Annotated in this window: 11 protein-coding genes; 6 read left to right on the top strand and 5 right to left on the bottom strand. The window is 46.0% G+C overall.

The genetic code is table 11. The features are described from left to right. Positions 1-247: 247 nt before the first annotated feature. The 5 genes from B2U97_RS12280 (at position 248) to B2U97_RS12260 (ending at position 6,623) form a co-directional block, all read left to right on the top strand. Positions 248-2,647: a TonB-dependent receptor plug domain-containing protein gene (locus tag B2U97_RS12280; RefSeq protein WP_114981642.1), complete on the top strand. Its 2,400-nt coding sequence runs from the start codon at positions 248-250 to the stop codon at positions 2,645-2,647. Between the two features lie 171 nt (positions 2,648-2,818). After that, positions 2,819-3,136, top strand: a complete 318-nt coding sequence (locus tag B2U97_RS12275; RefSeq protein WP_272988920.1) for a hypothetical protein — start codon at positions 2,819-2,821, stop codon at positions 3,134-3,136. A 46-nt stretch (positions 3,137-3,182) separates the two neighbouring features. Continuing rightward, on the top strand, positions 3,183-3,596 hold the full coding sequence (locus B2U97_RS12270) for a copper chaperone PCu(A)C (protein ID WP_011235496.1): 414 nt from the start codon (positions 3,183-3,185) through the stop codon (positions 3,594-3,596). A 27-nt stretch (positions 3,597-3,623) separates the two neighbouring features. Next, positions 3,624-4,313 carry a TIGR04219 family outer membrane beta-barrel protein gene (locus B2U97_RS12265; protein WP_011235495.1) on the top strand — a complete coding sequence of 230 codons (690 nt, stop codon included), beginning with the start codon at positions 3,624-3,626 and terminating at the stop codon, positions 4,311-4,313. A gap of 96 nt (positions 4,314-4,409) precedes the next feature. Continuing rightward, positions 4,410-6,623, top strand: coding sequence for a bifunctional diguanylate cyclase/phosphodiesterase (locus B2U97_RS12260; RefSeq protein ID WP_286823214.1), 2,214 nt, complete (start codon positions 4,410-4,412; stop codon positions 6,621-6,623). Here B2U97_RS12260 and B2U97_RS12255 read toward each other — a convergent pair. From B2U97_RS12255 to B2U97_RS12235, 5 genes are all read right to left on the bottom strand, one after another. Further along, entirely contained in the window at positions 6,620-7,093 is a 474-nt protein-coding gene (locus B2U97_RS12255) for a DUF3299 domain-containing protein (protein WP_011235493.1), read from the bottom strand. The genes B2U97_RS12260 and B2U97_RS12255 overlap by 4 nt on opposite strands. Next, the gene (locus B2U97_RS12250) at positions 7,090-8,367 is read right to left on the bottom strand and encodes an ABC transporter permease (protein WP_011235492.1); all 1,278 of its coding nucleotides are present in this window, start codon (positions 8,365-8,367) and stop codon (positions 7,090-7,092) included. Before B2U97_RS12250 ends, B2U97_RS12255 begins: the two co-directional genes overlap by 4 nt. Next, positions 8,364-9,059, bottom strand: a complete 696-nt coding sequence (locus B2U97_RS12245; RefSeq protein WP_011235491.1) for an ABC transporter ATP-binding protein — start codon at positions 9,057-9,059, stop codon at positions 8,364-8,366. The genes B2U97_RS12250 and B2U97_RS12245 overlap by 4 nt, the downstream gene beginning before the upstream one ends. Before the next feature lie 27 nt (positions 9,060-9,086). Further along, positions 9,087-9,617, bottom strand: a complete 531-nt coding sequence (gene ppa, locus B2U97_RS12240; RefSeq protein ID WP_011235490.1) for an inorganic diphosphatase — start codon at positions 9,615-9,617, stop codon at positions 9,087-9,089. Positions 9,618-9,713: 96 nt separating this feature from the next. Continuing rightward, complete coding sequence (locus tag B2U97_RS12235) at positions 9,714-10,697, bottom strand: class 1 fructose-bisphosphatase (RefSeq protein WP_011235489.1); 984 nt, start codon at positions 10,695-10,697, stop codon at positions 9,714-9,716. A 150-nt stretch (positions 10,698-10,847) separates the two neighbouring features. Between B2U97_RS12235 and mpl the strand changes: the two genes are divergently transcribed. Further along, the gene (mpl, locus tag B2U97_RS12230) at positions 10,848-12,185 is read left to right on the top strand and encodes a UDP-N-acetylmuramate:L-alanyl-gamma-D-glutamyl-meso-diaminopimelate ligase (protein ID WP_286823207.1); all 1,338 of its coding nucleotides are present in this window, start codon (positions 10,848-10,850) and stop codon (positions 12,183-12,185) included.

Below are 12,185 nucleotides of genomic sequence, written 5' to 3'. Positions count from 1 at the left end.
CGAGAGTAGGTCACCGCCAGACTACAAATAAATAACCCCAGCCCAATCGGCTGGGGTTTTTTTATGCCTGCTGGGTAGCCTGACGTTCACGTCAGGTGAGCTCCCTGAGGCTTTACTCCTTTACCACCCCACCTGATGCAAGAGCATCAGGCTACTATAACGTTTGCTTATACCTAATTGCTTTCCAGACTGAACCAAACTGTCAATTTACTGCTATATTCACTGTAATAATTATAGGGAGAGCAGTATGAAACGTTTCAATGCTATTACGCTTGCTTTGGCGAGCTCATTTTTCATTACGCCAGTTGCGTCAGCGCAACAAGATTCTGCGCAAGACGTAGAAGAAGTGATTCAGGTTGTAGGTTCCCGATTATCGATGAGAACGGCAACAGACGGCGCTGCACCAGTGGACATCATTAGTGGAGAGGACTTAGCCGCGACAGGAATTACTGAAACCGCTAAAGCTCTTCAGTACGCGGTACCTAGCTTTAATTTTCCATCATCATCGGTTACAGACGGCACAGATGCAGTTCGTCCGGCTTCTTTAAGAGGCCTGTCTCCGGATCACACATTAGTACTCATTAACGGTAAAAGACGTCACAAGTCAGCCTTAGTTCATTTAAGCGGAACAACAGGAAGAGGCAGTTCAAACGTGGATTTGAATGCTATTCCTATGGCGGCAATAAAACGTATTGAAGTCTTGCGGGACGGCGCCGCGGCTTTATACGGTTCAGATGCTATCGCTGGTGTTATCAATATCGTTTTGAAAGACAATGCCAGTGGCGGCAATGCCAGTATACAAGGTGGCCAAACCTATAAAGGTGATGGCGAGCAATGGAAACTTTCTGCCAGCTCCGGGTTTGCTATTGGAAACGACGGTGCGCTAACTCTGTCTGGCGAGTTGCATCATAAAAACAGAACCAATCGTGCTGGCCCCGATCCGCGCCAACAGTATCCAGAACTACCAAATGGCGATCCCGATCCAAGAGAAGAGACCTTTGACAGACAGAGTTTTCATGTTGGTGACGCAGAATACGAAAATGCTTCGTTGTTTGCGAACATGGACATCGCTATAGGTGAAGGCAATTTTTATGCGTTCGGTGGGATCAGTGACCGCACTTCTGAATCAGGTGCGTTTTATCGTCGGGCTCTTCAAAGTAATACATTAACTGAATTGTATCCGGACGGCTTTTTACCTATTTTAGCCCCTGACGTTAATGATCACTCAATTTATGCTGGCTACGAATGGTTAGTCGGCGAATGGACGTTAGATTTTAGCGGTGGCTATGGCTTCAGTAAGTTTCAGTATAACGTTGAGAACTCATTAAATGCGTCTTTAGGTCCGGAACTTACACCAACTTCATTTGATGCAGGTACGCTGGAAAACAGTGAATCCAACGTTACCTTAGACGCCCAACGCTTTATCCCATTTGCGAATAACTCAGAAATTTCTCTGGCTATGGGTATTAGTTACCGCGAAAACTCTTATGAAGTTATTGCCGGTGAAGAAGCTTCTTACATTAATGGTGGCTACGAAGATAGACCCGGTGGCAGTCAGGGCTTCACTGGATTTTCTCCTGATTCCGAAGTAGATGAGTCGCGCGATAATGTGGGTGTTTATGTTGAAGCAGAAAATCAGCTCACAACCGACTTTATGTGGGGCGCTGCGGTTCGATATGAAGATTACTCAGACTTTGGCAATAACACCAGTTGGAAGCTTTCCGGTCGTTATGATTTAACTGACAGAGTTGCGGTACGTGGTGCCATTAATACAGGTTTCAGAGCACCTAGCGTACAACAATTGTACTTTAGCAATATCTCTACCCTGTTTGTTGATCGCGGCAACGGACTGGAACCTGAACAGTCAGGAACCTTTAATAATATTAGTCCGGTAACTCAGGCTCTGGGTATTGGTGCTCTTCAACCGGAAGAATCTGAAAGCGTTAGCCTGGGTATGGTCTGGAATGGTTATGATGGTCTGGCAATCACCATTGACGCATTCCAAATCGAAATTGAGGATCGGATAATTTTATCCGGCGATGTTGCCCCTGGTGATTCTCCAGCTGTTGAAGAAGCACTTGCCGGTACAGCGGCGGAAAACGCGCGGTTTTTCCTTAATGCTGTTGATACGACAACCAAAGGGCTAGATATTGTAGCCAGTAAAACCTTCGGTATCGGCGACTACGGCGACCTTAAAGCGCAGTTAGCTTATGGTTATAATACTACGGACATTGACTCTATTAACCTGCCGCAATTATTAGATGGGCTGGACGATGTTCTGTTTGATAGTGATGAGCAAATACGTATGACGCGCTCCACACCTGATCATTCAGGGTCAATTGGTTTAACCCATACTAAGGGCAAATGGACCAGTAATGTCCAGTTCAGTTATTTTGGTAACTATGCCATTGGTTACAGCAGTGGAACCGAGACATACGGTCCTAACTGGATAACAGACGTCACCGTTAATTATCAGTGGAACGATGCTCTGGCTGTGAGAGTGGGAGCGCAGAACCTGTTCAACGAGTATCCTGACGAGCGCTCAGAAGGAAATCAGTTTAATGGTATTTTTAAGTACCCATTAACTAATTCGCCTATCGGCTTCAATGGTGGCTATTTCTACTCGGAAGTTGAATATAAATTTTAATTGTCTCCGAGAGCTAATATTAGTAAAAACCGCCATTTATTGGCGGTTTTTTTATTTCAGGTTAAGGTTTTAAATTTTAACTAACTGAAATATATAAGATAAATAGTTGGCATGGTAGTTGTAATCAAAAGACTAAGTATAGTTAAATTGCTCACTATTGGAGTTATTGTCATGTCGAATCGCAGCTTTGGTTGGTTATTAGTTTTATCTGTTATTGGCCTGTTCTTTTTCGCTGAAGAGATATTTTCAGTTTTCGGAATGGCTCTTGGCTCGGTGATTGAGTTGTCGGTTACTTTATTGATCAGCTTATTTTTTGTCGGTCTGGTATTTTTTGTGGTGGTTACGGTATTCGGTAGCGTGCTCTTAGGCGCTGGTGCAGCATTTATTGCGCTAATACTCAGTGGAATAGGTTTCTTTTGGCCGCTGATTCTTTGTGTTCTGGTTCTTTACTTTATATTTCGCAAATCAAAGGTTTCTAGAACGGGTTAATCACGTGTAATATAAAGCCTAAGTTAAATCCAATAAGGCTTAGGCTATGTTTAAAACAATAATTGCTGTATTGAGTTTGTTACCGGTTATAGTCGCCGCCGAGACATTAAAAATTGACGATGCCTGGGCTCGTGCGACTATCCCTGGAACCGAAAATGGCGCCGCTTATGCCACACTTAAAAATCTGAAGGATGCCCCTGTCGAAATTACCCGTATCAGCTCAGACGTCACTAAAGTAGCTGAAATACATCGACACACAATGTCGGGCGACGTGATGAAAATGGAAGAAGTTAAATCACTCTCTATTGCTCCAGGTGAAACAATTAAGTTTCAGCCAGGAGGGTATCACTTTATGTTATTTGGCTTGAAATCTCCGCTTGAAGCCAAAGAAAGCTTTTCTCTGACCTTACATTTTCAGTCAGGCTCCAAACAAACCGTTCAATTTCTAGTTAAAAAATAGAGAACTCGACATCTAATAGGAAAAGTTATGTATAAAAAGACATTAGCGTTAGCCGTTGTATTAGCGGTTGCTCCTGCCAGTGCGCTGGCTGATACAGTTTTTGGTGTTTATGCCGGTGGACAATTCTGGGATGCCGACAGTGAAGGCGAGTATGCTTTTGCTTCTAACGTAATAGAACCTAATTTCGAGAATGAAAGTCAAAGCAGTTACTACATCGCATTAGAGCACCCGGTTCCATTTATCCCAAATATTAAAGTACGGGAAAATAGTTTGGAAGTTACCAGCGATTACGGAAAAAATGACTTTAGTCATAGAGATTACATTTTTTACTACGAAATTTTCGATAATGATTTAGTTTCATTTGATGTTGGCGTCAATGCTATGGATTTCGACGGCAGTTTGTGGGTGCTAGGCAGCGATACTATTGGCCGCCAGGACTTTTCCGTTGTTGTGCCTACAGCCTATGTAGCAGCGCGAGTTGGAATACCAGCTACCGACTGGACCTTCTTTGCTGATGCCAGTGCGCTTAGCGCGAAAGACAGTAAAGTTCAGGATGCGCAAATTGGCATCGAATATCGTTTAGTTGATAACTTAGCTGTCGATGTAAGCCTTAATGCAGGTTACCGCCATTCGGTGATAGAGCTTGATGATGTCGATGATATTTATTCAGATGTGACCTTTAAAGGCCCGTTTGTTGGAGTCGAAGTTCACTTCTAATCGATTAATTAGACCATTCAAAGCTTGCAGGTCGTTCAGCATATAAGCTAAATTGTTATATGTTTGTAACTTCTTATAAATGGATGGCCTCAACGCATGGTCAGTAGTCAAGATGAACCACTGTTTCTTCACGACGACGATGAAGTAACTCCGGCAGAGTACAGTAAAGGTTTCTGGAAAATTCTGATTGTCGATGATGATCAGGAAATTCATGCGGTCACTAAAATGGCACTTGCTGATGTTATTATTAGTGGTCGCCAGTTGGAGTTCTTCCATGCTTATAGTGGCAGTGAAGCGCTTGATCGCCTGACTGAACATGACGACATCGCCATGGTATTGCTTGATGTTGTGATGGAAACCGATGACGCCGGTTTAAAAGTGGCTCAGGCTATTAGGGAGCAGTTAGGCAATGATGAGATCCGGATTGTGCTGCGAACAGGGCAACCGGGTTATGCTCCTGAAGAAAGCGTTGTAAAAAACTATGATATTAACGACTACAAAACAAAAACAGAACTCACAAGAAGCCGTCTTTTAACCACTGTATTTTCTGCTGTCCGCTCGTATCAGCAACTTTGCACCATTAATGAAAATCGTCGGGGATTGCGTAAAATCATTCACTCGGCTTCCAACTTAATGGAAAAACACTCCATTGTTAACTTTTCTGAAGGGGTGGTTACGCAAATTGCTTCCTTGCTTGGCTTAAACGCCGAAGGGATTGTCGGTGCCAGAGCGCCTCATAAAGATAATGATATTCTGGTACTCGGAGCTGCCGGACATTTCGCGAATAGTATTAATAAAAGCCTATCCACTCTTAACTCTGACGAAATAGAGAAAAATGTCAGAAAATGCCTGAATGAACAACGTCATATTCATACCGACACCGCTACGGTCTTCTTTATTGATGGCCAGGCGCATCAGGCGGCGGCCTACATAGAAACAAAAAACGCTGTCGCTGAGTATGACCAGGAGTTGCTGGAAGTCTTTTTAGCCAATATTGCGGTCGGCTTCGAGAATGCGAATTTATTCGAAGAACTGCGGACTGCAGCGTATCTTGATCCTTTAACTGGCATCCCGAATCGGGCAGAGTTTACACGGTGTCTTCAAGTTCTGTCTGAAAAACCGGACAAAGACAAAATGATCGCTGTCATCGACATAGACCACTTCTCTGATGTTAACGATGGATTGGGTCAGGATGTCGGAAATTTATTGTTGCGTGCTGTGGCGCTTCGTCTGACAGACCAACTTGGAGATAAAGTCTTTGTTTCGCGGATTTCTGCCGACGTATTCGGCGTTTACGGTCCTGCGAATATTGTCACGCCTAATGCTTTCAGTGAGCTTTTTGCCTTACCTTTTAGAGCCGGCGAGCACTACATACCATTGCGGGTAACTTGTGGCTTTGCCTCAGCCACAAACCCTGAGAGTGTTAATGGCAAAGGGTTGCTGAAGCAAGTTTATATCGCTCTAAAAAATGCTAAAAATAACTCCTTTGACCGTTATAACTATTATGAGCCGTCGATGGAACAAGACACTCAACGACGGCTTCATTTGGTTCGTAGGTTGCGCGCCGATTTTGCCAATAGAAAACTGCAGGTTTGGTATCAGCCGCAAGTTGAGCTGAAAACAAAAAAAGTTGTAGGTGTAGAAGCACTTCTGCGCTGGCCTCAAAGCGACGGTTCTTTTATTTCTCCTGCAGAGTTCATTCCTTTGGCTGAATACTCCGGGCTGATTGTAGAAATAGGCTCCTGGGTTATTGAAGAAGCCTGTCGTCAAATTAATGCCTTTGATGAAATTGGTCTTCCCCAGCTTCGGGTGGCGGTAAATGTTTCAGTACCACAATTTCGAAAGCGTGACTTTCCTGAGCTGGTAGAAAAGCAAATAGAACAATGGGGAATCGATCCGACGCGAATTGAGCTGGAAATTACAGAAAGTATTGTGATGGAAGACCCTGATCTGGTTGCTGACATTTTAAGGCGTTTGAAGCAGCAAGGAATTCAGGTGGCAATTGATGATTTTGGTGTCGGCTTTTCATCACTCAGTTACTTACAAAAGCTGCCCTTAGATCGAATTAAAATAGACAAAACCTTCGTGAATAATTCAGATGAGAAGAGCGGCAAGATCATCATAGAGACTATTGTCGACATGGCTCGTCGTTTAGGTTTAAAAGTGCTGGCTGAAGGTATCGAGGAGCAGTCGCAACTGGACTACTTTTTAGGGTTGGACTGCACTGAGGGGCAAGGTTTTTTCTTTGCTAACCCAATGCCCGCTGACCAGTTAATTTGCTTGTTACAAAAGCAAATGAGTTATTCTTAGTTATAGACTTCTACGCTATCGGCTTTCATCTGATAGCCTACAACCGCAAGGTCACCTTCTTTGCGTTCTACCTTAATGGTGCCTTCTATCCAAACAGCATCATAAGTGTTTTCGTAGGGAACACCTTCCGGGTATTCAACGTGAATAATTTGGTTTGGCGGTGGTGGCGGAACGTGGATGCACGCACCAAAATAAGGAACCAGTAAAAATTCAGTGACGTTATCAGCGTTCCCTTCCAGTTGCACAACGTAGCCAGGAATCCGCACTTTTTTGCCGTCCAGAGATTCAACTACAGGCGCGTCCAGGCTAACCTGCTTGTCTTCGTCCGGATTGGCATCATAATATGACTGAGGCTTGACCGGAGGCGGAGTAAATCCTTCAGGGATGAGATCCTTCCAGCCAATTTTTTCAGCAGCCGCGAATGCGGGAAGGGTTAGCATTAAGAGTGCAACCGCAAATAACTTCTTCATATTTTCACCGTAAGTCCGTCTGCAAGAGATTGGCGATACGCACGCCATGCGGGAATTAAACTTAACATAAAGCCTGCACCAATCACGAGTACTATGCGCCACCACTCACTAATGCTGGGCCATGAGCTGGTGAAGATTAACCCTGTCTGCGACTGGATAACGCCGGCCAACGACCATTGCAGGCCATATAGCAAGAGTAAGCCAGAGAAAGCGCCGACCACGGTAAGTAGCAGGGCTTCACTGAGTAATAAGCCGAATATTGTTCCCGGACCTGCGCCCACGGCTCTTAAGACCGCCATTTCGCGACGGCGTTCCCTTAAACTGGCAAGCATAATTGTCAGCATACCCAGCAGACCAATCAGCACCACCATAGCCGAGATGGCGGTTAACGCCTGCTCGAAAACTCTTAAGGTTTTCCATAGCTCCTGCAGCGTCATTCCCGGTAGCAGAGCGGTTAAAGGCTCTTTGTCATAGGTGTTGATTTGACGTTGTAGGCGCAAAGCCAGAGGCTTGGCCTTTAAGCCAAGTAATGCGGCACTGATGCTTTCAGCCGGGGCTTCGCCATGATGCTCGTGCTCGTCGGCATGAGCATCGTTATGTTCGTGTTCATGGTTGTGGTTATGTTCTTCGTCGTGCCCGGCCCCACCGCTGTGAATCATCTCGAGGCTGTGCAAGGTTACCAGCACCGCTTGATCAACCGGCGTTCCTGTCCGTTGCAGGACACCAGTAACAGTCAATGGATGCTCATCGTGTTCGCTAAAGCTAATGCCGCCACTGCCGTGGGCAATAATGATATCGTCACCAATGGCTTTTGACAGCTTCTCTGCCGCATCAGCTCCTAATACAACGTCTTCATTTGAGGCAAAAGGCTGGCCTTGTGAAAACTCTAAAGGTTGCTTATCAGCATATTTAAAATGCTCGAAATACGCATTGGTTGTCGCTACAACTGGCAACCCCTGGACACTGTCACCCAGCGAAATTGGCACGGCCCAACTGATTTCAGGGCGGCTGCTAATTTCGGCAAAGCTTTCCCAGCTCATATTGTTGGTCATGCTGCCAATATGAAAGACCGAAGACAGCAACAACTGTGTCTGTCCGGTTCTGGCGCCAATAATTAAGTCAGTACCAGAAACTGTATTGGCAAAATGACTTTGTACCTGGTCACGTACACGCTCCACTGCCAGTAATAAGGTGACGCTGACAGCAATCGCTATAACAGTTAAAAGCACACTCGCGCGTCGGTTCAATAGGCTTTTTATAGCAAGGCGGATCATGATTTAGCCCCCGCCCGATTAAGTTCGTTAAGCTCGACGTGTTTATCAAAATAAGAAGACAAAGCGGCGTCATGAGTCACAAAAATAACCGTGGTGTTATTTTGGCTACTCAGCTCGAGTAATAATTGAATAAAGGTATCCCGGTGCTCAGCATCCAGCGCCGAGGTTGGTTCATCCGCTATCAGCAGTTTAGGTGCTCCCAGTAAGGCTCTGGCAGCTGCTACTCGTTGTTGCTGACCAACGCTGAGGGTATGAGCCTGTTGCTGAATTTGTTCTGAGGATAAACCTAAGCGTTTGAGCATTTCCAGCGCAGTCGCTTCTGCCGATGTTCCCTTCTCTGCCAAACGTTGTCGGCGTTTTTTCGAGAACTGACAGGCGAGTAAGGCGTTGTCTAAGGCGGATAAATAGGGCAGTAAATTAAATTGTTGAAATATATAGCCAATATTGTCGGCACGATAACGGTCTCGTTGTCTGCCGGACAGACTGGAGAATGCAGTATCAAACAGGTCTAACCGGCCCTGTTCCGGTGTATTAATGCCGGCCAACAGAGATAGTAATGTTGATTTACCACTACCGCTGGGGCCGCGCAGCAGCACCGTTTCCCCCTGTTTTACCTGCCAGGCAGGAATATCCAGGGTTGGTTTTTGTCCCGCCCAGGAAAAACTCAGTTTTTCTAGATTGACGGCATTCATTACGTCGGTGCTGCTTACCACTTTATATTAAGACTTTTTCGCACGTTCAAAAGAAGACACAATTTCTTCTTTTGCTGCAGCGGCATCACCCCAACCGTCAACTTTAACCCACTTACCTTTTTCCAGCTCTTTGTAACGCTCGAAGAAGTGAGTGATTTGTGCTTTTAACAACTCAGGCAGGTCATCAACGTCATTGATGTGATCGTACTCTTTAGTCAGCTTACTGACCGGAACCGCGATAACTTTCGCATCTTCACCTGACTCGTCAGTCATTTTTAACACGCCAACCGGGCGGCATTTAATAACAGAACCAGCTTGCAGCGGGTACGGAGTCGGGACAAGTACGTCTACCGGGTCACCATCTAAAGACAGCGTCTGGTTAACAAAACCGTAGTTCGCCGGATAAAACATAGCGGTTGCCATAAAACGGTCAACCCACAATGTACCGGTGTCTTTATCAACTTCGTATTTAATCGGATCGGCATTTGCCGGAATCTCGATGATGACGTTAACTTCTTCTGGCATGTTTGCGCCAGCCGTTACGTTTCCTAAGCTCATAGTACTTCCTGCTGTAGTAATAAAATAATAAAAGGTACTGCGCGATTATAGCGGCTCGGGCCACTCACGCAATAGCCGCGCAATATCGACATCAGTCTAATAGGGTTTTGGATGTTGCTTATGGTAATCCATGCACACATCTACCTCATTGGCAGACCCCATAACCACCGAGACGCGTTGGTGAATATGTTCTGGCACAATTTCCATTAAACGGCTGTAACCGTCGGTGGCTTTCCCGCCGGCTTTTTCCACCAGCATTGCCATAGGTGCGGCTTCGTATAAAAGGCGCAGCTTAAAGGGTTTTTCCGGCTTACGGGCATCCCAGGGGTAAGTGAATAAACCACCACGCGAAATAACCCGGTGTACATCAGAGACCATCGCGGCATTCCAGCGCATATTAAAGTTCTTGCCGCGCGGACCTTCTTCGCCTTCCAGCAAGTCGCTAATGTAAGCGCGGATTGGGTCAGCCCAGTGACGACGGTTCGACATATTAATGGCAAACTCTTTGGTATCTTTCGGGATTTCCGCTTTCTCGTGGGTCAATAAGAATTCACCAACGGTCTGATCCAGAGTGTAAATTCGCACCGCTTTACCGGTCGTCATAACCAGCATAGTTGCAGGACCATACAAGACATAACCGGCAGCAACCTGAGCTTTACCTGGTTGTAGGAACATGTTCTCGCTGGTTTCTTCGCCTTCAGGCTTACGCAGAATAGAGAAAATAGTACCCACACCACCGTTTATGTCGATGTTAGAGCTGCCGTCCAGTGGGTCAAATGCCACCAGGTAATGGCCTGAGTTTGGGCTCTCAACAATGGAATCTTCTTCTTCAGAAGCAACAGCATGGACGTTAGGTGACTCAAGCAACAGAGTTTTTAACAGCTGATTGGCGACAACATCGAGCTTCTTTTGCGTTTCGCCCTGAATGTTTTCGTCCAGAGTTGAGCCTAATACACCGGCTAATGCGCCCTGATGCAGACGGAAAGAAATTTCCTTGGCTGCAATTTGAATGGTGTTAATAACAGAGATAAGCGATTCACTGGTTTGATCCGCTCTCAGTGTTGGTAATAAACGTTTCATGAAAGTTCCTGCAGCTCTGGTTATTGGGTGCTAACAAATGTTTGTTCAGAGAGCGCAAATGATACCTTATTTTTTGGTAAAAATCCTGCTTGTCAGTGAGTACGGTGGTACACTTTCGGTATTTTTAAAGCGAACGGATTTAGAGAGCACATGCACATTCATATTGTTGGGATTTGCGGAACTTTTATGGGAGGCGTGGCCGCCATTGCGCAGCAACTTGGTCATCGGGTAACCGGGTCTGATGCTAAGGTCTATCCGCCCATGAGCACGCAACTGGAAAATCTCGGTATTGAATTGATGCAGGGCTACTCGCATAACAATTTAAAGCCACGCCCCGACATAGTGATTATCGGTAACGCGTTAAGCCGTGGTAACGACGAAGTTGAAGCGGTTTTACGCGAGCGCATTCCGTATGTGTCCGGCGCGCAATGGCTGCACGACAACGTATTAACCCAGCGCTGGGTATTGGCGGTTGCCGGAACTCACGGCAAAACCACCACCGCGAGTATGCTGGCCTGGATCTTAGAAGACAACGGATTCGACCCCGGTTTTATGATTGGAGGTGTACCGGGGAACTTTCCGGTCAGTGCACGTTTAACCGACTCCAACTTTTTTGTGATTGAAGCCGATGAGTACGATACGGCGTTTTTTGATAAACGATCCAAGTTTGTTCATTATGCACCAGATACGTTAATTCTGAATAATCTGGAATTTGATCATGCAGACATCTTCCCTGATTTAGCCGCTATTCAACGGCAGTTTGCGCATTTGCTGCGGGTTGTTCCCGACACCGGTCAGGTGATTCTACCCGCGGGCGATAAAGCACTGGATGAAGTTCTGGGGCAAGGCTGCTGGAGTCCGGTGGTACGTATGGGTGAGCAGGGCGACTGGCAGACAAAATTGCTTAAAACTGACGGTACGGAGTTCGAAGTGCATTATCAGAGCAAGTGTATTGCGCAGGTTAGCTGGAACGTATTGGGTACTCATAACGTTAATAATGCCATGATGGCCATTATCGCCGCCGCCCATGTTGGCATAAAAGCTGAGCAGAGCGCGCAGGCGTTAAACCGTTTTAGAAGTCCCAAACGACGTATGGAGTTACTGGGCGAGCACCGCGGGGTAAAAGTCTTTGATGATTTTGCTCACCATCCCAGCGCAATTAAGACAACCGTATCAGGTTTGCGGCAGCATCAGCCCGACAGTCGCATTATTGCGGTACTTGAACCGCGATCAAATACCATGAAAATGGGCGTCCACAGCGATACCTTGGTTCAGTCATTAGAAGACGCAGACAATGTATTCGTATTGCAGCCCGAAGGGCTAAAATGGCAATTGGCCGAAAAAATGCCCAAGGCGCATGTGTTTGAGTCGACCGACGACTTGCTGGCAGGGTTGCTAGCCGAAGTCAGAGCCGGAGACGCCGTACTTATTATGAGTAATGGCAGCTTTGATGGTTTGCACCAGCGCTTTCTTAAAGCCTTGCAATAA

Source organism: Idiomarina sp. UBA3176, from assembly GCF_002364295.1.
GTDB lineage: Bacteria > Pseudomonadota > Gammaproteobacteria > Enterobacterales > Alteromonadaceae > Idiomarina > Idiomarina loihiensis.
The sequence above is the reverse complement of the archived record's forward strand: the minus strand, read 5'-3'. Positions and strand labels throughout refer to the sequence as shown.